The organism is Mesorhizobium sp. B2-4-1, from assembly GCF_006442185.1.
Lineage (GTDB): Bacteria > Pseudomonadota > Alphaproteobacteria > Rhizobiales > Rhizobiaceae > Mesorhizobium.
In genome coordinates, this window is sequence record NZ_VFVN01000007.1 from 78,761 (window position 1) to 103,394 (window position 24,634).

Annotated in this window: 20 protein-coding genes and 1 pseudogene; 20 read left to right on the forward strand and 1 reads right to left on the reverse strand. The window is 61.3% G+C overall.

Translation table 11 applies throughout. The annotated features are described in order from the left end of the window. Positions 1-68 precede the first annotated feature (68 nt). The 3 genes and pseudogenes from FJ949_RS18895 to FJ949_RS18905 all read left to right on the forward strand — a co-directional run. Positions 69-185, forward strand: a pseudogene (locus FJ949_RS18895) (SDR family NAD(P)-dependent oxidoreductase); the annotation flags it as partial. Positions 186-379: 194 nt separating this feature from the next. Then, complete coding sequence (locus FJ949_RS18900; RefSeq protein WP_181168590.1) at positions 380-592, forward strand: hypothetical protein; 213 nt, start codon at positions 380-382, stop codon at positions 590-592. Between the two features lie 525 nt (positions 593-1,117). Continuing rightward, positions 1,118-1,516: a hypothetical protein gene (locus tag FJ949_RS18905; RefSeq protein ID WP_140498284.1), complete on the forward strand. Its 399-nt coding sequence runs from the start codon at positions 1,118-1,120 to the stop codon at positions 1,514-1,516. Between the two features lie 154 nt (positions 1,517-1,670). On the opposite strand, the gene tssH is transcribed toward FJ949_RS18905, so the two are convergent. Further along, a complete protein-coding gene (gene tssH, locus FJ949_RS18910) occupies positions 1,671-4,430 on the reverse strand; it encodes a type VI secretion system ATPase TssH (RefSeq protein ID WP_140498285.1) in 2,760 nt (919 codons plus the stop codon). 321 nt (positions 4,431-4,751) lie between these two features. Here tssH and tssA point away from each other — a divergent pair, with 321 nt between their 5' ends. The 17 genes from tssA (at position 4,752) to FJ949_RS18995 (ending at position 24,474) form a co-directional block, all read left to right on the forward strand. After that, entirely contained in the window at positions 4,752-5,924 is a 1,173-nt protein-coding gene (tssA, locus tag FJ949_RS18915; protein ID WP_140498286.1) for a type VI secretion system protein TssA, read from the forward strand. Between the two features lie 5 nt (positions 5,925-5,929). After that, positions 5,930-6,469: a type VI secretion system contractile sheath small subunit gene (gene tssB / locus FJ949_RS18920; protein WP_140498287.1), complete on the forward strand. Its 540-nt coding sequence runs from the start codon at positions 5,930-5,932 to the stop codon at positions 6,467-6,469. A gap of 3 nt (positions 6,470-6,472) precedes the next feature. Continuing rightward, positions 6,473-7,978, forward strand: a complete 1,506-nt coding sequence (tssC, locus tag FJ949_RS18925) for a type VI secretion system contractile sheath large subunit (RefSeq protein WP_140498288.1) — start codon at positions 6,473-6,475, stop codon at positions 7,976-7,978. A gap of 45 nt (positions 7,979-8,023) precedes the next feature. Continuing rightward, complete coding sequence (locus tag FJ949_RS18930; protein WP_115143971.1) at positions 8,024-8,479, forward strand: Hcp family type VI secretion system effector; 456 nt, start codon at positions 8,024-8,026, stop codon at positions 8,477-8,479. Further along, a complete protein-coding gene (gene tssE, locus FJ949_RS18935) occupies positions 8,466-9,221 on the forward strand; it encodes a type VI secretion system baseplate subunit TssE (RefSeq protein WP_140498535.1) in 756 nt (251 codons plus the stop codon). Before FJ949_RS18930 ends, tssE begins: the two co-directional genes overlap by 14 nt. A 1-nt stretch (position 9,222) precedes the next feature. Next, positions 9,223-11,097 (forward strand): type VI secretion system baseplate subunit TssF, encoded by a 1,875-nt coding sequence (tssF, locus tag FJ949_RS18940; RefSeq protein ID WP_140498289.1) that lies wholly within the window; start codon positions 9,223-9,225, stop codon positions 11,095-11,097. Continuing rightward, positions 11,061-12,128, forward strand: coding sequence for a type VI secretion system baseplate subunit TssG (gene tssG / locus FJ949_RS18945; RefSeq protein WP_140498290.1), 1,068 nt, complete (start codon positions 11,061-11,063; stop codon positions 12,126-12,128). Before tssF ends, tssG begins: the two co-directional genes overlap by 37 nt. Then, entirely contained in the window at positions 12,125-13,597 is a 1,473-nt protein-coding gene (gene tagH, locus FJ949_RS18950) for a type VI secretion system-associated FHA domain protein TagH (protein WP_140498536.1), read from the forward strand. Before tssG ends, tagH begins: the two co-directional genes overlap by 4 nt. A 3-nt stretch (positions 13,598-13,600) precedes the next feature. Then, on the forward strand, positions 13,601-14,053 hold the full coding sequence (gene tssJ / locus FJ949_RS18955) for a type VI secretion system lipoprotein TssJ (RefSeq protein ID WP_140498291.1): 453 nt from the start codon (positions 13,601-13,603) through the stop codon (positions 14,051-14,053). Positions 14,054-14,091: 38 nt separating this feature from the next. Then, positions 14,092-15,426, forward strand: coding sequence for a type VI secretion system baseplate subunit TssK (gene tssK / locus FJ949_RS18960; protein WP_140498292.1), 1,335 nt, complete (start codon positions 14,092-14,094; stop codon positions 15,424-15,426). Positions 15,427-15,430: 4 nt separating this feature from the next. After that, positions 15,431-16,753 carry a type IVB secretion system protein IcmH/DotU gene (icmH, locus tag FJ949_RS18965; protein WP_140498293.1) on the forward strand — a complete coding sequence of 441 codons (1,323 nt, stop codon included), beginning with the start codon at positions 15,431-15,433 and terminating at the stop codon, positions 16,751-16,753. 1 nt (position 16,754) lies between these two features. Further along, a complete protein-coding gene (tssM, locus tag FJ949_RS18970; RefSeq protein ID WP_140498294.1) occupies positions 16,755-20,291 on the forward strand; it encodes a type VI secretion system membrane subunit TssM in 3,537 nt (1,178 codons plus the stop codon). Next, entirely contained in the window at positions 20,288-20,821 is a 534-nt protein-coding gene (gene tagF, locus FJ949_RS18975; RefSeq protein ID WP_140498295.1) for a type VI secretion system-associated protein TagF, read from the forward strand. Before tssM ends, tagF begins: the two co-directional genes overlap by 4 nt. A gap of 65 nt (positions 20,822-20,886) precedes the next feature. Beyond that, complete coding sequence (locus FJ949_RS18980; protein WP_140498296.1) at positions 20,887-21,945, forward strand: DUF2169 domain-containing protein; 1,059 nt, start codon at positions 20,887-20,889, stop codon at positions 21,943-21,945. Then, complete coding sequence (locus tag FJ949_RS18985) at positions 21,942-23,000, forward strand: beta-ketoacyl synthase N-terminal-like domain-containing protein (protein WP_224519098.1); 1,059 nt, start codon at positions 21,942-21,944, stop codon at positions 22,998-23,000. The genes FJ949_RS18980 and FJ949_RS18985 overlap by 4 nt, the downstream gene beginning before the upstream one ends. Then, positions 23,000-23,929: a DUF4150 domain-containing protein gene (locus FJ949_RS30710; RefSeq protein ID WP_224519099.1), complete on the forward strand. Its 930-nt coding sequence runs from the start codon at positions 23,000-23,002 to the stop codon at positions 23,927-23,929. The genes FJ949_RS18985 and FJ949_RS30710 overlap by 1 nt, the downstream gene beginning before the upstream one ends. 5 nt (positions 23,930-23,934) lie before the next feature. Continuing rightward, positions 23,935-24,474: an SMI1/KNR4 family protein gene (locus tag FJ949_RS18995; protein ID WP_140498297.1), complete on the forward strand. Its 540-nt coding sequence runs from the start codon at positions 23,935-23,937 to the stop codon at positions 24,472-24,474. Positions 24,475-24,634: the final 160 nt, after the last annotated feature.

The window sequence follows — 24,634 nt, forward strand, 5'->3', positions numbered from 1 at the left end:
CTGTGCCCGCGCAGATCCTGGATCTGGGTGCGCCTGACCGCCCTTCTTTCACGACAGGTAGAGACATCATGACAAAGCGAACATTTCTCGTCACCGGCGCCAGCAAGGGCATCGGCCGCGCGCTCTCGGCGCGGCTCGCCGCCGACGGTCATCACGTTGTCGGCATCGCTCGTGGCGATGATCCAGCGGACGAGCTTGGCGTGAAGGCCATCGCGAAATGGAAGAGCAGCCCGCCTCGAGGCCATTGGCAGGAGGCGGGCGTGACGATTAAATATTCGCTTGTGCTAATATAAAAATGACGTAACGTAATGTCCGGCATCTTGAGGATGCGCAACCGTGGGGGAGTACGATGAGAGTTGCTATATTTTGCGCGGCTATCATGATCGCTGCGACTGGTGGCACCATTGCCAAGGAAAAGAAAGTGGTGGTCGGTGATGCTGCGGCCCTGTGCTCTACGAAGCATTCGACCAAGAAGCAGGTGAGAGATCTGGACTGCGGTTTGACTGGCACAGCCAAAATGCCGGATGGAGCAACCCCGGAAAAGCCGCGCCTCGGATACGACACCGATCCGTGGATGGTCATTGGCTTTTAAAGCTGGCTGCAGATAGCCGCCAACTTGCGGCGTGGCCGATGGTCGCCAGGTACTTGGAATGACACTCGTATCAAATTCCAGTACAACCAAACGAATTACCGCAATCCACCAGCAATCCCCAATTGCCGTGAGCCCATCGGGCGCTTGGCGAATTGGGACGATGGTTTCGCACGACTACCTGCCGACAAAGTAGCTATCTGCGTGCCGATTGTTGCTGATTATCTATGGAATGTTTTACTTTTGTTTTCAGCACGTTACGTCGCGGGTTTCGGCGACGTTTGAGTGGGGGTCAGTAATGATCCGGTGGTGGGCCGAACTCGACGATCCTGCCACGATGCATGACAGAGAACCGCTCGCCAAATGGGCGACGACGGCAACATGGCATGGTGCACCGGCTGCATACGATCTGAGGCGTCACGTTTGCACTCACAAAAAGCTCCATCTCGGCCCTGCGATATTCATGGATGAGGCGTAGGTGTGATAGTTGTGGTAAGGGAATGACGCTTTCTTTTCATGGAGATTGCGATGAGGGAGAGAACCATTGAAAGCGGCCTCAGCCCGCAAATGCAGGAGGCCATTCCGATAATTCGACGCGTTTTCAGACAACATGCGCCGAGGCGGCTTGAGCTTGAGCTTACTGCTGGAAAAGAGTGGTATAATCATTCCCGCTGGTCCCTGCATCATTCCGGCAATGCGGTTGATATTAGGACGAAAAAGCTGGCGGATCGCGGGACCGGTATGTTGTCAATCCTTTTAGGATACTTTTTGCAGCAGGAGCTTAACTCTGAACTTGGCAAGGCCAAGTATTTAGTCCTGGTGAACGATCAAGGGCCTATGTTTCCGCATATTCACGTTCAGTATAATCCAGGGGCCAGAATGAGCACACCTGGGGACTATGACGGCAAGCGACGGCGAGCGGTCTAGCCGCCCAAAGGAACTCATTTGCGTGCTTGGTTGCCTTTTGCACGCTAGCGCGGACAAAAGCCTCGCCGCGCTCTTGCGCCATGCCGTGGAAGGCATCCTTCAATCCACCGCGCGGATACAAAGCCGTTTGATGCGCCGGTACCATCCGCCCAAATTACTCGAAGAAATAAGTAAAGCCCCCGTCGGAGGCTCCGACGGTCACCTTCGTCATCTTTTCACCGTCAAGCGACCGGTTGAGCACGCCGCGGCTTAATTCCGGCAGAAGCGTGTTGGTTAAGATGGCATCGATCATCCGCCCGCCGGATTCGATTTCCGTGCAGCGTGCCCTGACCAGATCGATGACGCCGTCGCCGATCACCAGTTCCGCGCCACTGGTTGCACGCAGCCGGCGAGCGATCCTGGCGAACTGATGACGGGTGATCGCCTCGATCATCGAATCCGACAGCGGGTAGTAAGGAATGGTTACCACCCGTCCAAGAAACGCCGCCGGAAAAACCTTCAGCAACGGCCGGCGCAAGGCCGTATCCAGATCTTCGAGGCCGGTCCGAACCGTGCCGTTCCTCGTCCGGTCCATGATGACTTCGGAGCCGACGTTCGAGGTGAGCAGGATCAATGTGTTCTTGAAATCGATGCGCCGCCCTTCGCTGTCGTCCATCATGCCCTTGTCGAAAACCTGGAAGAAGATTTCATGGACGTCCGGATGCGCCTTCTCGACCTCGTCGAGCAGGATCACCGAATAGGGTTTGCGCCGAACCGCCTCTGTCAGGAGGCCACCCTTGCCGTAGCCGACATAGCCGGGGGGCGCTCCCTTTAAAGTCGAGACAGTATGCGCCTCCTGAAACTCCGACATGTTGATCGAGATCAGGTTCTGTTCGCCACCATAAAGCGTCTCCGCCAAGGCCAGCGCGGTTTCGGTCTTGCCGACGCCGGAGGGGCCACAAAGCAGGAACACCCCCACCGGCTTTTCCGGCGCGCCGAGCCCGGCGCGGCTGGTCTGCACACGCTTGGCGATCATCTCCATGGCATGCTCTTGGCCAACCACGCGCTCGCACAGAGTGGCCGCGAGCCGGAGGGCTTTTTCGGTCTGGCTCGACAGCATGCGCCCCGTGGGGATGCCGGTCCAGTCCTGGACCACCGCGGCCACGGCATTTCGATCAACCGAGGGCAGGATCAGCGGCGCCTCGCCTTGCGCCTCGGCCAGTTCAGCCATGCGTTCGCGCAACCGGGTAAGATCGGCGACCGGATCAGGTGGAAGTCCATCGGCAACAGCCGTTTTCACTTTGGGATCGGATGCCTTGTCCTTGGGCGTTTGGATCTCAGGCAACTCAGACTCAGAGGCGTTGGCATCCGCTGGCGTTTCCATCGCATCGAGCGGCATACCGTCGCCGCGCAGCCGGGCACGCAATTCGAGTATCTCGGCAACTAAAACTCTTTCGCGGTCCCAACGTTGTTGCGCGGCAGCCAGCGCGACCCCTGTTTCGGCAAGTCCGGTGTCGACCCGTGCCTGCCGTTCGGTCACCTCGATCCCGATCGCCGCCTCACGATCGATGATGCCGCGCTCGACCTCCAGCGCCTGGCGACGCCGTATGATATCCTCGAGCTCGGCCGGCGTGGCATGCTGCGAGATTGCGACCCGGGCGCAAGCGGTGTCGAGAAGGCTTACCGCCTTGTCGGGTAGTTGCCGCGCCGGGATATAGCGGTGTGACAGGCCCACTGCCGCCTCGATCGCCTCATCCAGTATCTGCACCCGGTGGTGCTGCTCGAGAACTCCGGCCACCCCGCGCAACATGAGAACGGCCACAGCTTCGGAAGGCTCGTCGATCTTTATCACCTGAAACCGACGGGTCAGCGCCGGGTCTTTTTCTATGTGCTGCTTGTATTCAGCCCAGGTCGTTGCCGCGATGGTACGCAGTTCACCGCGTGCCAGCGCCGGCTTCAGGAGATTGGCCGCGTCGCCGGTTCCAGCAGCGCCGCCTGCGCCGATCAAGGTGTGAGCTTCATCGATAAAAAGGATAACCGGTGTTTCGGACGACTGCACCTCGTCGATTACAGCCTTAAGCCGTTTTTCGAACTCGCCCTTTACGCTTGCCCCGGCCTGCATCAAACCGACATCGAGCATGCGCACGCTGACGCCCTGTAGCATCGGCGGCACATCGCCCTGGGCAATACGCAAGGCGAAGCCCTCGACGACCGCGGTCTTGCCTACCCCGGCTTCGCCCGTCAGGATCGGGTTGTTCTGCCGCCGCCGCATCAGGACATCAACGATCTGCCTGATCTCGGGGTCGCGGCCGACGACGGGATCGATCTTGCCGTCGCGGGCGCGCTGGGTCAGGTCGGTGGCGTATTTCGCCAGCGCCGAATCCCCACCCGGAGCCCGCCGTGGCATCTCCGTTGCGGAGACCGTGGTCGAGGTGCCAGCTTCGAGTGAGCCCTCCATGACATCGGCGAACCGCGCGATCACCGCGTCGGCGTCGATCTCGTCGAATGCGCCGCTGATCTTCGACAGCAGGCCTTCTAGGACCGGGGTCTTCAGGCAAGCGAGCAGAATATGCGCGCTGCGGACTTCCTCGACGCTGAACTCAAGCGTCGCCAAGTTCCAGGCCTCCTGGATGGCATGAAAGATGTGGTCGGAAAATTCCTCGATCGATGTGGCGCCGTATGGCAGCTTGTCCACGGCGCGGGTCATATCGGCCGTGAGCCGGCTGGCATCCACTCCCGCATCGGCGATGATCATTTGCACGTCCGAGCGATCGGAAAGCACCAGTTGCTCGATGAAGTGGACGAGTTCGACGTAAGGGTTGCCGCGCAGCTTGGCGGTGTCCGCGGCTGCCTTGAAGGCGCGCACGCCGACAGGATTGAGCTTGCCGACCAGTTCCTTACGCTTGAAGCTCTGTGACGACCGGCGCTGTTCCATCGAACCTGCTCCTGCAATCTGCCAGTCGACAACCTGCCACATAAGCCGTCGCTTGACAAAGCGCCTGATGGACGGCGTCGCCAAGGCCGTTCGCGGGGCCGTCAGCCTTTGGAAACCCGAACCACTGGCGGCAGAAGAATTCGCGCACCCGTGTGGTGTATTTTGCCGACTGGGTTCGGCAGTCTCGCCAAGCCATCCCATAGCGAACACGCGGTGGTCAGCTTTCGTTAGCTTTTAAGCAGCGGCTTTAATTGGCGTACGGCACATCAGTGTGGTAACCTTGGGTCAGGTGCCGTTGAGGGCCGGTCGCTGGGGGTCTGTGTGATTGATGTCGCACTTTGGCTTACTCCGCTCGACGGTGAAAATCCGTCAGGGGAGGATTTGCGCAACGACCCGGCCTTTCATGAGCTGGAGCGACTGACGGAACAGCAGAAGAAAGTCGAGTTCCAAGGCAGCAAAAACACTGAAGTCGACGTTCCGATAGACTGGCCTACCGTGCTTACCAGGGCTGAAGAGTTGCGGTCTCACGGCCGGGACCTGCGCCTTCTCGTCATTGTTACGCGTGGACTGGCCAACGAGCATGGGTTGGCCGGCCTGGCTGCCGGCCTGACCCTCATCGCGCAAACTGTCGATCAGCATTGGACGACCATGCATCCGGCCCTGCGGTCCGGTGCCACGCCGCGCGAAGCAGCCTTGCGCCGCATCAATGCGCTTACCGACCTTCAGAACAGCCAGGACGGTCTACTCAAAGATTTGCGGAAAATGACATTCTTTGCGCCGCGCGCCATTGGGCCGATCCTGGGCGCGGATCTGGAGAAGGGTTCGCTTGACGAGCGGGTCATGCTGCAGGAGGCTGCTTCGGGACTGAATGCGGCCGAGAAGGCGAAGCTGGCAAGCGAGCACAGCCAACTGGTGAACCGGGTGCGCAGCGCATGCGCGGCGCTGATTGATCAGGCCGGGCCAGAAATGACGTTGCTCATAGCCGACGCCCGCGCCGCGATCGCCGCTCTCGAGAGCGTCGAAGCCGCCTTTAACTCCCGCCTCGAAGGCGCTGGCGCCACGCTTCCCGAGTTAAAGCGGTTTCTGCAGCGTCTGCTGACGACCCTCGAACGAAACGCGACCGGTGCCACTGCCGCGAACGGCCTCGCAAAGCCGGTCGCGACGCCAGCAGAACCGGCAGCACGTGTTCGCAACGGCGATGGAGCCGATACGATGGCAAGCGTGGCAAGCTACGCAGAATCCGGCGACAGCGGCCTGCCCGACCGGATCTCCTCGCGCGACGATGTCGTCAAATGCCTCGATCTCGTCGTCGCCTTCTATGACAGCACCGAACCGTCCAGCCCGATCCCGCACCTGGCGCGGCGCGTGCGCCGAATGGTGCATATGGATTTCGTTGAACTGATGGAAGATCTCGCCCCGTCGGGACTGAAGGAATTTCGGCTTCTTGCCGGCGTTCCCGATGTCAAGAAGACGGCACAGAAAGATGAAAGGTAAGACACATGCCAGCCGAAAGCAAAGCCAAGGTCATCGAACGAAATCGCGCGCCACGGGTGCAGATCGCCTATGACGTGGAAACCTACGGCAGCCCGACGACGATCGAACTGCCGTTTGTCATGGGCGTGATGGCCGACCTTTCCGGTGCTTCGCAAACCAAGGAAGCGTCAAAGTCGGTTCTGGACCGCTCCTTCGTCGAGACCGACGCGAACCGCTTCCCCAAGTTCATGGAGGCGCTCGGACCCCGCGTCAAAGCGCGGGTGAAGAACACGCTGCCGCAGGCCGAAGGCCAAGAGCGCGACGAGGAACTGGCGCTCGATCTCACCTTCACCAAAATGGGCGATTTCGCCCCCGACAAGATCGCCGAGCAGGTTCCGCAACTGGCCGAGATCCTCAAGATGCGTCGTCAGCTCGAGGAATTGCTGGGCTTCATGGATGGCCGCGTAGACGCCGAAAAGCGTATCGCGCAGTTGCTGAACAACGAGCCACTTCTTGGCAAGATCGCCAGCCAGGCGCTGACTGACGACGACAAGGCGGGAGAATAAACCATGGCCGAACAGCAAAAGACCGCCACCCTCGCCGCCGAGGCTGAAGCCATAGACCTTGGAGAATTCAGTGGACTCCTCGAGAAGGATTTCAAGGTCAAGAAAGACGACAGCGAGAAGCTGCAGCAACTCGTGCGCAATCTCGCGCTCGCAGCGCAGTCCCGTTCCGACACCACAACCATCTCGTCCAATGCCATCAAGTCGATCAAGTCGCTGATCGCCGGTATCGACAAGATGCTGACGGCTCAGGTCAACGAGATCCTGCACGCGCCGGAAGTGCGCGAAATGGAAGGCACATGGCGCGGCCTGTGGTACCTCGTCAACAACACCGAGACCGACCAGAAGCTTAAAATCCGGGTGATGAACATCTCCAAGGAGCAGCTGGCCGACACGCTCGAAGACTACGAAGGCCAGATGTGGGATCAGAGTCCGATCTTCAAGAAAGTCTACACAGACGAATATTCGATGCTTGGCGGTGAGCCGATCGGCTGCGTGATCGGCGCCTACGAATTTTCCAACCACCCGCGCGATGTCGGTCTGCTACGCAACATCTCCGGCATCTGCGCTTCTGCGCACACGCCTTTTATCGCGGCCGCCTCGCCTCGACTGTTTCGTATGGATAGCTGGCAGGAATTGCCGAACCCTCAGGATTTGCAGCAGATCGTTTCCAACCCGGCCTATGCCTCCTGGCAGTCGCTGCGCGAAAGCGAGGATGCTCGCTACATCGGGCTGACCATGCCCCGCGTCCTGGCCCGGCTGCCATATGGCACGGACACCGTTCCGGTGAAGGGCTTCACCTTCGAGGAAGAGGTGCAGGGCGATCACAACAAGTATGTCTGGATGAACGCCGCCTTCCCGATGGGCGTCAACATCAACCGCAGCCACAAGCTGTTTGGCTGGGGTACCCAGATCCGCGGCGTCGAGAACGGCGGAACGGTGCTTAATTTGCCGGTGCACAGCTTCCCGACCGATGATGGGTCGATAGCGATGAAATGCCCCACGGAAGTCGCCATTGATGACCGGCGTGAGGCGGAACTCGCCAAGCTTGGCCTGATGCCGATCCTGCACCGGAAGAACACGGATCTTGCGGCTTTCATCGGTGCCCATTCGTTACAGGACGACGAAACGCGCGCCGGCCGACTGGTGGACCCCGATGCGCAGTCTAATGAGCGGCTGAGCGCCAACTTGCCCTACTTGTTCCCGGTTTCGCGCTTTGCGCACTATCTCAAAGCCATAGCGCGAGACAAGGTCGGGTCGTTTAAGGAACGCTCCGACATGCAGATCTGGTTGACCGAGTGGATCAACCGCTACGTGCTGGCCAACCCGGCCTTTGCCGACGACAAGGCGCGCGCCAAGCGCCCGCTCGCCGCCGCCGAGGTCCAAGTGGACAGCGTGGAGGGGCGGCCGGGCTACTACAACGCCCGCTTCTATCTGCGCCCGCATTACCAGTTGGAGGGCATCAATGCCTCGCTTCGACTGGTGTCGGAACTGCCGTCCGTTAAGACTTGATTGCAGCAACAACAATCTTTTTTTTGACAATGGTGGAGAGAGACAATGCCAGTAAAGATTGATGGTTTTCTGAAGGTTCCCGATATCAAGGGCCCCAGCACCCGCGACGGCCACGATGATGAGATCGAAATCCATGGCGTCGACTACAAGATGGTCGCACCCTATGACCCGAATTCGCTCTCACGTCGGGGGCGCGTGTCCATGGGCATGATCAAGTTCATCAAACACTACGACAAATCTTCGCCTTATCTCAAGAAAGCCTTGTTCGAGAACAAGGCCCTCGATGAAGTGGTGTTCTCGGCACGTCGGACGATCGATGGCGAGACTAAGGATTATCTGGTCGTCACCCTCACCGACGCCTCGATCATGGAATACGACATGTCGCAGGCCGAGGATGAGGAAGACCTGATCCAGGAAGAGGTCAGCTTCGCCTACAAGAAGATCAAGTTCGTCTATGACGGCAATGATGAAGCCGAAATGGATGTCTATGTCGGCAAGTGAGGGTCGGCGACCCGACGCTGGCAAGCAGCACAGTACCGGCAGCTTGCGGGCAAAAAGCGAGGCCGTCCAGCCGTCGCTTTGGGATCGCCTCGTCAATGACCTGCCTGGTCTGACCTCGGAGATAGACGGGCTGCGCCATGTCTTGCTCGACGAGCTTGGCGCCGACCGTGTCGACGCCCTCGTTGGCGCCAGCGCGCGGGCCATCGACGCTGATGCCGAACTCACAGCCGAGCAAAAACGGCGTCTGCATCGATTGGCCTTTCAGACCCAGCATCGGGTCGAGATCGAAAGTCGCGGCGTTGTGGTGTCAGCCCGCGTGCTCAGAGAAGCAGTGCGGCGTGACGTCGAGGCGCTCTTCAACACCGAGCGCTTCGAGGCCACGCCGCTCCTGTCCGATCTGGAAAATGAACAGGTATCGGACAACCCACCGTCGCTCGCAGATTTCCCGGAGGTGCGCCGGAGCGTGGTCAATTACGGCGTCCCCTCCTTCTCGGGCAGGTCTTCGCGCGACTTTGATCGCGATGTGCTGGCGCGTGAGATCCGTGCGGTGCTCGCCACCTTCGAGCCCCGCCTCAAGGAAAGCGCAACAAAGGTCACAGTGACGCTTGGCGACAAGACCGCCGGCCTCAAGATCGAGATTGACGGTGTGCTGATCATAACCCCGACACCGGAACGCATGCGCCTGCGCACTACGATCAATCTCGATAACGGCGCGGCGCGGACCGAAATCAGGGACGCCTGAGATGGATCGGGTCTTCGTCGAATATTACGAGGAGGAGTTGACCCACATCCGCGGCCTTGCGGCCGAATTTGCCGATATGCATCCAGCGGTCGCGCGCAACCTTTCCCTCGACACGGTCCCCTGTCCGGACCCCTATGTTGAGCGGCTGCTGGATGGCGTGGCTTTCCTCGCGGCGCGCACCCGGCTAAAGGTCGACGCCGAGCGTTCGCGATTTTCGCGCAGTGTGCTCGACGTTCTTTATCCCGATCTGGTCACCCCGGCGCCGGCAACGGCGATGGTGGTGCTCAAACCAGGCCAGCAGGTCCAGACCATGCTCGACGGCCACGTCGTCAGGCGCAACACCCGGCTGGTTTCCAGCCTGCGGCCCGGCCTTTCGACGCGCTGCACTTTCTCGACCGCGCAAGAGACGACCCTGTGGCCGATAGCAATCACTTCGGTCAGCTATTTTCAGGACCGCAGCGCGTTGGCGGCGGCCGGGATGGCCACGGTCGGCGGTGTGCGCGGCGAGGCGGCGCTCCGCATCACGCTGGCCCCGACCGGTAAAGGCAAGCTCCACGAATTGACGCTCGACCGGCTCGATATTTATTTTGCCGGGCGAACCAAGGCGCCGCTGCTATTCGACGCGATCTTCGGCACTTGCTCAAGCGTTGGCGCACGCGCTGAGGGCAAGAGCAACCCGTTGTCGCCCTTGCCAGCGCCCGAAATGGTTGGCATCAGCGACGACGAAGCCTTGATGCCGCGTACCCGCCCGACATTCGAAGGATATCGCCTCCTGCGAGAATACTTCATAATGCCCGAGCGCTTCCACTATGTGCGGGTTTCGGGGCTACAGCCTGTCGTGCGTCGATGCGACGGAGGGCTTGAGATCGTCTTCCAATTCAGGCGTCCGGTGCCAGAGTTGGCCGATCTGACATCGGCCGACTTCGAACTTTTCGCAACGCCGATCATCAATCTTTTCGAACGTGAGTGCAACGTCGTCGAGATCGATGCGCGTAAGACACGCCAGGTTTTGCATGCAGACCGCACGAGGGCGCGCGACTTTGAAATCTATCGGATCATTCGTGTTGAGGACGCCGACACCGAAGGCAACGACGCCGAAATTCCGGAACTGTTCAGCCTGGGGCAGAACAGCGGCAGTGGGTGGGTCTACTCAACCGAGCGGCGCCCTCGGCGCGCGACCGAAGACGAACGGCGCGACGGTCTAACGCGCACGTCATACACCGGCGACGACGTTTTCCTGGCCGTATCGCGACCGCTCGCAAGCCCGGCGTACCGACCTCTGAAGCGTCTCGACGTCGTAGCACTGTGCACCAATCGTGACCTGCCGATCCTCGATGACAATCCCACATTGACGCTTGAGGCCGGCGACCCGGTCGAAATCGTCAGGCTCCTTGGAGCCCTGCGTCCACCGCAGCCGGCGATCCCCGCAGCACTGCCCACAGGGGCCGAGGGTGAATCGCGCGCCGACGATCTCGCCTGGCGGTTGGTGGCACAGCTCATGCTCAACTTCCTCAGCCTTGCCAAGGAGGGCCGCGGCGTCGACCCGTTGCATGCGCTTCTCGATATCTATGCCGACCGAGGCGATCCCAGCCTGGCTCGCAATGTACATTCGATCGCCCGCATCGACTCGCGGCCCGTCGTGGAGCGGCTTCAGATCGAGGGGCCGATGTGCTTCGGACGCGGCACCGAGGTGACGTTGCATGTCGATGAATCCATCCTGGCTGGCCAAAGCACTTTGCTGCTTTCGGCTTTGCTGGCGCGGCTGTTCGCCCGATATGCCGGAATAAACGGTTTCGTGCGGACCCGCACGCGGCTGCTGCAGAAGCAGGAGGATGTGCCATGGCCGATGACGCCCGGCAATCGCTCCCTGATCTAGACAAGCCCAGCCCAAACCCCGCTGAAGGTCTGTCCGAAGGGTTCGACTTTTTCGAATTGCTGCGCCGTCTCGAACAGCAAAATGCCGTGTTCGGCCATTCCGGCCGTCCCGACCGTGAGCCGGCAAGGCTTGGCCAGCATGTGCGCCTCGCCTTCTCGGCCAGGGACCTAGTCCATTTCCGCGAAGCCGACAACGGCAAGCCGGCCCGGGTCACGATTGCAAATCTGGGTCTCTTGGGCCCCGAGGGTCCAATGCCGCTGCATCTGACGCGCTGGGTGCTCGACCGGCTGTCGCAGCGGTGGTTCGCCGGGGCCAACGCACAGCTGACCAGCGACACTACTTTCGTCGATTTCGTCAACATTCTGCAGCACCGCATGATCGCCCTTTACTATCGGGCGTGGGCGGATGCGAATCCGGCCGTTCAGGTTGAACGCGCGGTCGGTGGCCGGGTTCGCGCCATGCTTGCGGCCATGGCCGGTATCGGACTTCCCGGCACCCGAAACATCGATCTCGACGTGGTGAAGCTTCGCCAGGCGGCTTCGCTCGCCAGCCAGGTCGAGGGCCCGGAACGACTGACACTGTTCCTGGCGGAAGCCTTCAAGGTGCCGGTAAAGATCAAGGAATTCGTCGCCGCCTGGACAATCATACCAGCAGGCCTCCAGACCCGCCTCGCAAAATCCTTTGCTGTGCTCGGTCGGGGGGCGACGATCGGCCCACGCGTTTTCACCCGCCAAAGCAGGATCGAACTGCGGGTCGGCCCTTTGAAGTATGATGATTTCAAGACATTCCTGCCGGGCAGCCAGCGGCTCAAACTGTTCCAGCACGCGGTTCGCGACATGGTCGGAGAATCTCTCGATGTCGATCTGCGTATCGTGCTTGCGCGTGAAGCAGTGCCGCCGCCCCGTATTGGAGCGGTGCAGCTCGGGCGAACCGCCTGGCTTGCGCGACCCGCTGAAAGGGGAGATGCTGATGATATGCGGCTGCGCACAATCGTCGGATGGCGGCCGGAAATGGCGGGGGGCGCGGCATGAGTCTGCTGCTAACGCTAGAGCAAGGGCCACGCACCCAGGCGGTGCGGCAAACTCGCCTGGACGAAGGTGAGCTGGTGATCGGCCGCAGCGCCGATGCAGGCTGGCAGATCGATGATCCCGACATGTTCGTTTCACGTGCTCACTGCAAAATCTCTGGCGGGCGAGATGGATATTTCGTCACCGACACATCGAGCAGCGGTTTGTTCATAAACGATTCCGATAGCCCGCTTGGTCCAGGCAGGTCCGCACGCCTTCAAAGCGGCATGCGGCTCAGGCTGGGCGATTACGTCGTCTGTGTCGACCTGCAGATCGCGGCCGCTCAAGCGCCCGCAGTCATCCAGCCGGTACCAGAACGTCTGCCAGCGGCATCGCGGGCGCCGGTAAGCATCGGCCGCGATGACTTCTTTTCCGCCAAGGTCGAAGAAGCGCCGCAACGGCCTCGACCTGCTGATCTGCCGAACCCGTTCGAGCAGCCGATCCCAGGGGCGTTCGAGCGCGCGTCTTCCGGCCAGCGCAACTCGCCTGCTTTCGACGACCCGTTCAGCCTCGATCCGGTTTCAACGCCGGTGTCGAAAAACGCCGCCGCTTATGTCGAGCAGGGCGGGGTGGGCAGCCGGGCGGATCCATTCAGCCTCGACCGGCCCCCCCCTCCCAGCCACGGAGCTGAATCCGCAGCGGGAAAGCTGTCCGACTTCAACGATGATTTTGGTTTCGGACCGGTCTCCTCGCCCAGTTCGACAAATAACTCGGCCTCGACCGGCCAGCGCGAGCGCATTGCCCAACGGCCACCATCCGCCAATCCCTGGGATATTCCCGCGCAACCGGCCGATGTCCTGCCTCCAGCGCGCATGGGTGCTGCTTCCAAACCTGCCCGCCCGCCGGCAAGCGCGCAGCCCGCCGAGATGGCGCTCCGCGCCGCCTTCTTGCGCGGCATGGGCGTCGAGGAAGCCGATTTCCCCGGGCGCGACAGCATCGTGGAAATGGAGAAGTTCGGCCGCGAATACCGGCTGATGATGGAAGGGCTGATGCAGCTTCTGCGCAAGCGGACCGAGGAGAAAGGAAATGCTCGCGTCGCCCAGACAATGGTCGGTGCCTCCGAAGTCAATCCGCTCAAATTTCTGCCGACGGTCGACGACGCCATCGTGACGCTGGTCGCCGAGCGCAGCCCCGGATTTCTCGCCGGGGAGGCGGCAATCGCCGATGCAGTTCGCGATCTCGCGCAACATCACGTGCGCGCTTGGCGAGGCATACAGGCCGCTTTGCGACGGATGATCGATCGTTTCGATCCCGCAGCGATCGAGGACGAGCTGAAATCGAATTCGGCGATCGGCACCCTGCTTTCGGGCGGGCGCGGCGCCAAGCTGTGGGAGCTCTATCAAAAACGCCATCGCGAAATCGCCGAAAGCGCGGAAAAAAGCTTCCTTGGCGAAATCGGCACTGATTTTCGAGATGCATATGAGGAGGAGTAAGCCATGATCGACCGACGTGAATTGATGATTGCCCTGGGCGCGACCGGGCTGGTTGCAGCGTGCCAGAGCGGTCCGCCAAAGCCGTCGGTGATCACCGTCAACGTGACCGGCGGGGCCGGCATGAATCCGGGGCCAGGTGGCGGCGACCGGCCGGTGACGGTTCTCGTGATGCGGTTAAAAAGCACCGGCAAATTCAATTCCGCCGACTATTTTGCGCTGCAGGGGGATGCCGGCAGCGCACTCGCAGGAGATCTTATCGGTTCCGACCAGATCGCCGTCGGGCCCGGAAAATCCGCATCCAAGACCATCACGGTCGAGCCGGACGCGACGGCTCTGGGCTTCGTTGCACTGATCCGCGAACCTGGCGGCAGGAACTGGCGGACAACCAAGTCGGTGTCGCCGGGATCAAAGTTCACCATCAATGTCACGTTGGGCAGCGGCGGCATCTCCGCCTAGCAGCCAAGGTAAGGGAGCTCAATGCAGAGAGTAGCGGCATGAGCGATGCAAACAGGGTGCTATGGTCCGAAGGACTTTTCCTGCGAACCCAGCATTTCCAGCAGCAGGATCGTTTCTTCGAGGCGACGGTGCGCGGCGCGTTGCAGGCCGGACAACTGCATACGTTCGGCTTTCGACAGCTGACGCTGGACCAGGCATTGCTGGAAGCCGGCCAGGTCGCGATCCTGTCGGCCCGGGGCATCTTCCCGGATGGGACACCTTTTTCCATTCCGGATTTGATGGACGCGCCGCGACCGCTGCCGGTCACCCCCGAGACGGGCGCAGGGCCAGTGCTGGTCGCCTTGCCGCTGGAGCCTCCCGGTGGTGCCGGCTTCGATCCGGCACACGCCGCCGCCTCTGGAGCGCGATATCACGGGCGGATCGTTTCGGTGCGCGACGCTGTCCAGGGCGGTTCGGATCCTGAAGAAATCGAAATCGCCCGTCCGCAGGCGCTGCTGCTTGCACCTGGCAAGTCGGTTGGTGGCTACACCGCCTTGCCGATAGCCGACCTCAACGGAGTTCGAGCCGATGGCGGCGTCTCTCTGGACGAGAGCTTCCTGCCACCGGCACTGGTTACCGGCGCGGTGGCCTGGTATCGGCAATTGCTTCTGGAAGTTGTCACCGGCCTCGACCAGATCGCCGAGGCGCATGGCAAGATGGTCATGGGCGGGCCTGGGCGCAGCGTCGAAGACCTGTTGATGCTCAACCTCGCCAATGCGGCGCGTCCGCGACTGGCTCACATGCTGGCGCAGGATGTCTTCCATCCGGCCGAGCTTTACCTGGAACTCGCCGGGCTCGCCGGTTCGATGGCAACTTACGGATCGAGCGCGCGGCGGCTGGGCGAGTTGCCCGCTTACGATCACATGGCGCCCGGCCCTGCCTATTCGGCGCTGGCGGATGCGCTGCGCTCGCTCATTCTCAGCCTTCGCTACATCGAGCCGAAATCGCGTGCGCTGCCCGTCATGCGGCACTCGACCAATGTCTGGAAAATTCGCATCGACAACCCAAAGCTGTTGGTGGCCAGCCGCATCGTCATCCGGGTCGGCTCGGAGCTGTCGGAGGATGCCTTGCGCAAGATCTTCGTCAATCAGGCGACCGTCGGCTCGGCCGACGAGTTCGAGGGCCTCTGGAAATCGCGCTTGCCGGGCATTCCGCTAAAGCCGCTTCATTCCCAGCCACGCGAAATCCCCTACGACGGCGATCGACTGTGCCTCGAATTGGATCAGAAAAGCGAACACTGGGCCTCGCTGCTCGACGCACCAGGCTTCGTCATCGGTGTTTCGGGCGTGTTGCCAAGCGAGCCGCAGGTGGACTGCTATTCGGTGAACAGGTGAGATCATGAGCCGCGATGATCCTTTCGGACTGTCGGAGGATCGCGAACGCACTCGCATACGATTGAGCGGCGCGCCGATGCCAAGGCCCATGGCGCCACTTTCGCCGGGCGCACTGGTAAAACGCTCTCGCACCCACCCGAACGCGCTTGTCAACGCCTTTGCGCCCTTGCTCGAGTTCGCTCCCGAGCTCGAAAGCGCAATGCCGCCAGACAATCCGGAAGTCTTGCGCACCCGCTTGCTCGAAGAACTGGTTCGGGCACGCGACACGGCTATGTCGACGGGGTCCTCGATGGAGCGAGCCGACCAGGCAGCCTGGGTGGTGGCTGCGTTGCTCGACGATCTGGCCCTGAACACGCCTTGGGGCGGGGCCAGCGCCTGGCCGCGGCAGCCGCTCGTCGTCATGCTGCGCGGCGATGTCGATGCCGGCACGCAATTCTTCACGCGACTCGACGAACTGGAACGACATCCTAACCGGGACCGAGAATTGCTTGAACTGCAGTACCATTGCCTGGCGCTCGGCTTCCGTGGCAAATATCGCGTGCCCGGCCGCTCAGGCGACCGCTCGCTCAATGCGGTTCGCGTGGCGGCGGCCCGCTTCCTGCGCAATGCCGACGCCGAAGGCGCGCCTTTAGCGCCAAACTGGAAAGGTGTCATCGCCTCCGACCAGCCGCAGCGCTTCATCGTGCCGATCTGGGTCATGGCGCTCGGTGCTGCGGTTGCAGCCGCGGCGATCCATATCGGGCTGTCGATGGGACTGAGCAGCCAGGCGGTCGAGCTTTCCGCACTTGTTCGTGCCCTGCCACCGCCTGCCCGCGGCGACATCATCCGCGCGTCGCCCAAAGTCGACGCCCCGCCACCGGAAAAAGTGGATTTCGCGCTGTTGCCGGAATTCCAGGCGGGGGCGCCGGCCGAGCTCAAATCCGCTCTCAGCGGCACCGAGAGCGTTTCACTGGCCAAGCTGATCATCCAGGCCTCCAACCCCGAGCTATTCCAGTCATCGCGGCCACAACTGACCGATGGTTTCGAACCCTTGATTGGTTCGATCGCCAAGGTGATCCTCGCCAATCAGGAGCTGATCGGAAACATCACGGTGGTCGGCCATACTGACAGCGTTCCTTTGCAAAAGACCAACCCGCTGTCGACCAACCAGCGACTATCCGAGGCTCGCGCCCGGACGATTGCCGACATGCTGGTTCAAAACGGAGTGCCGCAGGATCGCGTCCATTCGGAGGGCCGGGCTGCCACCGATCCTGTGGCCAGCGACAGCACGCGCGAGGGGCGAGCCTTGAATCGCCGCGTCGAGGTGCTCGTCGAAAAGAGGCTGTGAGATGTTCATCCTGCGCTTCCTCTGGGCGGTCCTGACATCGCGCTGGCTGTGGACGCTGATCGGCCTGACGCTGCTATCCCTGGTTATCTGGATCTTCGGTCCGATCGTCAGGGTTGGTCCCTACGACCCCTTCGCCTCCGAAAATGTGCGCATCGTCATCATCGCGCTGCTGGTCATCTTCTGGCTGGTCTGGCTGATCGTTGCCCAGCGCCGGGCGATCCGCGCCAACCGCATGTTCGTCGCCGAGATTGCCGCGCCAGCGGTGGAAAAGCCGCTCAGCCCAGGCGAAGAGAACGTCGCCGCCGTGGGCGCCAAGTTCGCCGAGGTGATGACCGAACTGAGGCGCCGCAAGCTGGGCGGGCGCAAGTTCCTGCGCGAGATGCCTTGGTATGTGATCGTCGGGCCGCCGGCCACCGGCAAGACCACCGCCTTGCGGCAGTCCGGACTGAATTTTCCGATCGACCTCACAGACGACTTGCAGGGGGTCGGTGGCACGCGCAACTGCGACTGGTTCTTTTCCGAAAACGCGGTTCTAATCGACACCGCCGGCCGCTATGTCCAGCAGGAGAGCCAGCCGGATGTCGACGCGGCCGAATGGCTCGGTTTCCTCGACCTCTTGAAGAAACATCGCGGCCGCCGTGCGCTGAACGGCGTGATCGTCGCGCTTTCGATCGACGTCCTTTCGGAGGGCGACGAGGCCATCAAGGCGCACGGGCGCAAGATCCGCCGCCGGTTGGCCGAGCTCAACGACCGGCTTGAAATCCGCCTGCCGGTCTATCTGATGCTGACCAAGGCCGACCTGATCAAGGGCTTCGAGCCCTTCTTCGGCGGCCTGTCGACCGCCTCGCGCGAACAGGTGTGGGGGACGACGTTCGCGCTGGATGCGCGCGTGGATGGCAAGACCATCGAACGAGAAATCGCGACGCTGGCGACCGAACTCGAGCGGCGCCTGGTGACGCGCCTGGAGGACGAGGACAAACTCGCCGCCCGTGCCGAAATCTTCAGGTTTCCCGCCCAACTGACAAGCTTGTCCGAACCGATCCAGGTGCTGGTCGAAGCCATGTTCGGCGAAAGCCGGTATGAGGAGGCTGCCTGGCTGCGCGGCCTCTACCTGACATCGGCGACGCAGGAAGGGGCGCCTATCGACCGGCTGACCGCCGCGCTGTCTTCCTCCTTCGGTCTTCCGCCGCGGCGCGCCTTGCCCGCATCTCGGGTCGAGAAACGCAGCTTCTTCCTGAAGAACCTCCTCACTGAAGTCATCTTCAAGGAAGCAGGCCTCGGTACATTTGACCCACTGGCGCAACGCCGCCGAGCCTGGATCTGGCGCGGCGCCGCTGCCGCATGCGCTGCGGCGGCGTTGCTGGCAGGCGGCCTGTTCACCTGGTCCTATTTTGACAACCGCCATGCGATCTCGGCGCAGGCAAGCCAGTTCGAAGCGCTGCAAACGCCGCTGACCTCCGCTGCCGCAACCCCGGCATCGGTGGAGCGGCCTGCCATGGACGGCGCGCTCGAGGCGATGGACGCGGTCGCAAATGCCCGGACAGCACCGCCGGGCGCTGCCCACGATCTGCTTGGCCCATCGGCCTCGGCGGAACTGGTCAGGGCACAGGCCGACACTTATGACCACGCCCTCCGCAACGTGCTCGAGCCCCGGATGGTGGCCCTGCTCGAGGCGACGATGTGGCGCCAGATCCGCGATCCCGACTTCATGCTCGGTGCGCTCAAGACCTATCGCATGATGACGGGCCTGTCGCAGATGGATCCAGACTACGCCCAGAACTGGTGGGTGAACAGTCTGCCCGAATTCGCGGCCGCGGCGCCATTTCCGACAGCCGACGCCGAAGAGCATCAGCTTGCCGCGATCCGCCGGATGACGGTCGACGAAAGCTACGTCGCGCCGGACCAGGCCCTGGTTGCCGAAGCTCTGAAAACGGTCTGCACGATTTCGTTGCCGGCGCGTGGCTACAAGCAGTTGTTGGCCGATCCGGCAGTGGCCGGGCTGAAGGAGTGGATACCGGCCAATTTCGCCGGCCCAAACGGCGGCAAGGTGTTTGCACGGCGTTCGGGCAAGACACTACGCGTCGGCATTTCGGGCGCTTTCACCTATTCCGGCTTTCACGACGTCATTCTCGACCGCATCGACGATGTCGCCGCCCAGGCGGCGCTCGATCGTGCGGTTTTCGCCGGCGGTTGCTCGGAAAATGCCGAGACATCCGTCTCGGCGCTGTCCGAGGATATTCTGAAGCTCTACTACGACGACTACATCGCGCAATGGGATAGCTTCCTGCGCGACATGAGGCTTGCACCATTGACCGATCTCAATGTCGCCGGCGAAAACCTGAAAGACCTCTCAAGTGCGGATTCAGCGCTGAAGCGGCTGCTTACGGCGGTCGTTCAGGAGACAGAACTGACCCGTTCCGACGAAGCGCCTGCCGACGACAAGGCGGCAGCCAAGGGCACCTCGAAGCTGCTCGGCAAGCTGGGTAAGCTTGGCAAGCTGGCGACATCGGGTGCGAAACTACTTCCCCGCGCCGGATCCGCCAGTGAGGTGGACCTGACCGGCAATCTGGTGGCCGAACATTTCAAACCGCTGAAGAGCACCATCGCAGAGGTCGACGGCCAGCCACCGGCGCTGGATGCTGCCGTTGTCGCACTGACCGCGCTTTCGAACGTCCTGCAAACGGTCACCGCGAACCCCAATCCACAGGATGCCATCAAGAAACAGGGAGGCCTTGCCGAACTGACGGGCGCGGTGGCAAGGCAGGCCCAGATCCTGCCCGATCCCATCAACAGCTGGTTGGGCGGGATAGCCGGCGACACCAGCAATTTGACTCAGAAGGCGGTCACTTCGGAACTCAACGCCATCTGGCGGGCCGACATACTGCCTTTCTGCCAGGCGGCGCTGAACAATCGCTATCCCTTCAGCGAAGCCAGTGCGGTCGACGTCAACGTGCGCGATTTCGCCCGCCTGTTCGGGCCCGCCGGGCTGATCGACGGTTTCATCAACGACCACCTGATCAATTATGTCGACACGACCGGCGAGCCTTGGAAGTGGCGCGCCGATTTCGGCCTCGACCCTTCGGCGCTGGCGGCGTTCGAGCAGGCCAGGCACATCCGCGACGATCTTTTCCCCGGGGGTGCCGGACCGGTGATGAGCTTCACGCTCGAACCGAAGGATCTGTCTCCCAACCTCACGCGCGTCACGCTCAATCTCGATGGCCAGAGCCTCGTCTACTACAACAACGCAACGCGGCCGCAACCGATGACCTGGCCCGGCAAGGACGGCACCGGGGTCATTTCGCTCGCCTTCCAGCCGATCGACGGATCGCCCGAAATCATGCTCAACGAGACCGGCAGCTGGGCGTGGCTGAGGATGTTGCGCAGCGGCCGATTCACCGGAACCTCGCTTTCGGATGTCTACAGTCTGCGCCTGGGCACGAAAGGCATGTACGCCGATTTCGAGCTCAAGGCCGCCAGCGTCGAAAATCCGTACAATCTGGAAATGTTCAAGAAGTTCACATGTCCGCCGCAGATATGATCCTGCCTGGCTTTTACGGCAAAATGCCCGCCACCGGCGATTTCGTGACACGGCGGCTGCCGGGGGAGTTTGTGCGCGTCTGGGACCGCTGGCTGGCGCAGCACATCGTTCCGCTGATCGGCTCCGAATTTTGGCCAAGCCCAAGCACAACCGCGCTGCGCTTCCTGGCAGGCCCGGCTTCCTTCGGCGCATCGGCAGGCATCATTTTGCAGAGTGCCGACAGAGTTGGCAGGCAGTTTCCTTTGAGCGTAGTTGCGCAGCTTGCTGAGGCTCCCGTTCGGCTGGCCGATGCCGAGGCGTGGTTTTCCAGCATCGAACAGGCGGCCTTCGCCGCCCAGCGTGGCGACCTGACGCCCGACGGACTGGATGCCGCGCTGGGCGCCCTGCCCGTGCTGACTGTCGAGCCGGGCGACGAGGTCATCAGCGGCATGGTGATATGGACCACCCGTTCGGATATTTTCGACATCGATCCGCAATCGCCGCAAGCGACGCTGGAACAGATCTTTGCCGCCAGTTGGGAGACTAGCTGATGCAGATATTGCCAAGACAGTTGAAGGCTCGCTGTTTCACCACCGCGTAAGGATGCGTGGTTCAAATGTGGATATTGTCCAACGAGACGCCATTTGCCGCCCAGGAAAGCTGGACGCGTGACGAGCGCGGACATGAGGTCTGGCTGATCGCGATCAAGGCGTCGTTCGAGATCGATCCTGACGGCAAACAGCGGCTCCTGAAGGATCAGACGCCGGTGAATCTGGCACCCGTTCACGGTGCGGATCCGAACGAGCTTCTCGACGAGACGGACCTCAATCTGGAGAAGAAGCATACGGACGTTTTGGTCGAAGGACACGTCTACACGCCCGGCGGGCGCCCAGCCATTGAGAGCGCGGCGCGCATAAAAATCGGCGACGTGGACAAGACCGTCAATGTCGTGGGCGACCGTGTGTTCATGCCGGGCGCGGTGTCGGTGCGGATGAGCCGGGCGGAACCATTCACGAAAATGCCTATCAGCTGGCGCCGGACCTACGGCGGCACGGATATGGAAGCATCGACGCCGAACTGGGACCAGCGCAATCCGGTCGGCACCGGCTTTGCTGTCGATCCACAGCGGCTGATCAGCAAGACCGGACCCAACTTTGAGTATCCAGATGCTCCCTATCGCGACCACAGAAGCGGTAGACCGGCAGGTTTTGGGCCAGTGGCACGACACTGGCAGCCGCGCATAAAGTATGCCGGCACTTATGGTGACGAGTGGGAGAAAACGCGCGACCCGCTTCTGCCCCGCGATTTCAGCCGCATGTATTACCAGTGCGCCCCGGAGGACCAGCAGACCAGGACACCGCTCATCGGCTATGAAGATGTGCGGCTAGGTAACTTCACCGGGAATGGCTTCCTGCAGTTTCTGCTACCGCGCATCACCTTCGACATGACCACCGAGTTCTACAACCGCCCGGATCGCAAAAACGGCGAAGCCGTCATTCACACGCTACGCATCAAGCCCGATCTCAGGCAGTTCTCGATCACCTGGATGTCGACCCTGCCGGTGCCTTATGACGAGGAGCGGCTGAAGATGACCACCATCGAAGTCAGAGCGCGCACGGGCGTTTCCCGGTCCGTGACCGCGACGGGTGTGTGGCTGTCGGAAGACGTCGAATGATGGCAAGGAGCGGCACCATCGTCGTTGTCGGCGTAGGGGCACGCACGCCGCTCGGCTTCGATGCGACGTCCAGTGCGGCGGCGGTGCGCGCCGGCATCTCGGCCATTCAGGACCATCCGTACATGATCGATCGTTTCGGCGAGCGGATGAAGGTTACGCGTGACGCCGGCGTCGATACGAGCCTTGTCGGTACCGCGCGCGCGGTCGAGATCGCGGTTCCCTCTGCATTGGACGCCCTGCGGCCGTTGCTCGGATCGACGCAGCAGGCCTCGGTTGCGCTCACCCTCTCCACGGGCGAGCCTCGCCCGGGTCAGCCGGAGGGCTTCGCGGCGGAGGTAAATGCGAAGCTGCGAAAGCAGCTGGCCGAGCATATCGTCCTGGAGGGTGGCGGATCGACGGCCGGCGGCCATGCGGGCGGGCTGCTTGCCATCTACCACGCCTGCAAATTGCTGCGGGACGGGAGGGCGAAATTCTGCCTGGCTGGCGGCGTCGACACCTATCTGGAGCCGGAAACTCTGGAGTGGCTGGACGAAAACGAACAGCTGCATTCCGAGAACAACATTTATGGCTTTTGCCCTGGCGAGGCGGCTGGGTTCTGCCTGCTTTGCACGATCGGCACGGCAAGAGCCTATGGGCTGCAGCCGCTGCTTGAGATTGTCGCGACATCGACGGCTGGCGAGGAAAACAGGATCAAAACCGAAACAGTCGTGCTTGGCGAAGGGCTTGGCGCGGCGTTCCGTTTCCTGTTCGAGGAGGCGCCTATCGATCCGGTCGACCGGATAATCTGCGACATGAACGGCGAACGCTATCGTGGCAATGAGTACGGGTTCGCCGTGCTGCGCAATTCCGGACGTTTCAAAGATGCGGCCGATTTCGAAACGCCGGCCGATTGCTGGGGCGATGTCGGCGCCGCTTCGGGACCATTGTTCGTCAGTCTTGTCACGGAGGCCGAGGCGCGAGGATATCAGAAGGGGCCGCTGTCTCTGCTCTGGGCGAGTTCCGAGAATGGCGCCCGGGCGGCAGTGCTGCTCGGCGGACCGAGAAGGTCGAGCTGATGCCCAGCCATATCGTCGTCAACGGGCTGGGGCTAACCTACAAGGGAACGATCGGCCTTTCCATCGCGACCATTCCAGACGTCTGTAAAACACCGAGCCCAGGCGGCCCGATCCCGCTGCCCTACCCGAACATCGCCAATCAGGGGACGCTGAAAGACGGCACGACGACGGTTCTCGCCAAAGGCGGCAAGATGATTGCGGTCAAGGGCTCGCAATATGGGATGAGTTCAGGTGACGAGCCCGGCACAGTGGGCGGAGTCAAATCCAACGTGTTCAAGAAGGCCACTGACTGGATCACCTACTCGTTCGACGTAAAGATGGACGGGAAGAATGCCTGCCGCCACACTGATAAGAAGTTTCACAACGACAAAAACACAGTGGACTTGGCCGGCAATGTCGACCCGATGTTCGCAGTCGGCAATGCTGGAGACAATGCGCTGAAGATCGAGTGCAAGGATGCGCCTAAGAGCAGCGACACGAAATACACCACATGCGAAAAGATGGAGATTTGCGCGAAGTGCAAAGCGATAAATGAAGAGTGCGCAAGGACTCGAAACGCGGAGGCGCCACAACGCTCATCGGCGGGCGTCAGAAGACGGACAGACGCACAGCGCGCTACGGCGCGGCTGGATTCACTTGTAACCATTGAAGACCTAAGGGACGACATCAAAAGTGGGAAGGCGAAGGCGGTCCCGCATGACGGACTTACAAAAAAATGCAAAAAGGAGGTTATGGACAAGGTTAACAATGACATGGTCGGTATCGATATCGATCACTCAGTCGATCTGCAGATCGGTGGCCATCCGACTTCGAGCGCCAATTTGAGAGTAATGTCGAGGGGTCCAAACCGAAGCATGGGCTCACAACTCAAAGAGATGGACAACTCGCATACGGGCGTGGCACCAGACTGCTGTGCCGGAGGGAGTTAAAGGCGATGAGCAAGAATTCAAACATCATTTCGCTGGCAGACCGTCTGCTCGAACTAATGCGTGAATACTACCTGTTGGCGGTTGACAGGGAGTATCCTGGAAAACGCGGCGAACCGGCAAGCGAGGAGCAGATAGCGAAAACAGAAAGTATTCTGGGGCGTCAGTTGCCGGCGGACTTTCGGACGTTTCTGTCCAACTACAATGGATGGTCAAGGTTCGAAGGCGCGGGAAAGATCCTGTCCACAGAGGATCATGGCACTCCGTGGGAAGCGGATATCATTGAAAGTTGGACGAGCATTTGGGAATCGGACGACGATGACCCGTTCAAATCAGATCATTTGCTGGTCGTGGCCGGCGACGGGCTTCCCTATTTCATTGTTCTCGTTCCGAACAGGGAAGACCCGAACGGAGATCCAGTCTTTATCGAATATGAGTACATGAAAATAAATGCGACGTTTAAGACGTTTGAAGAGTACTTGACATATAGAATAGAGGTGACGGAGTCATCAATCGACGAGAAACGCAATGGTCGCGAGGAGGATTGATCGATCGTTCAGCTTCCGCCACCACTGCAGAAATCCTTTTACCACGATGGCGTTGAGCCAGCGATTTGCAAGGTTTTGCTCGACCTAACTGTTTACCTGACAGGGCCTAGCGTCGCGGAACTCGATCATCTTGTTGCGGTGTTTCTTTCCCTTGTGCCTA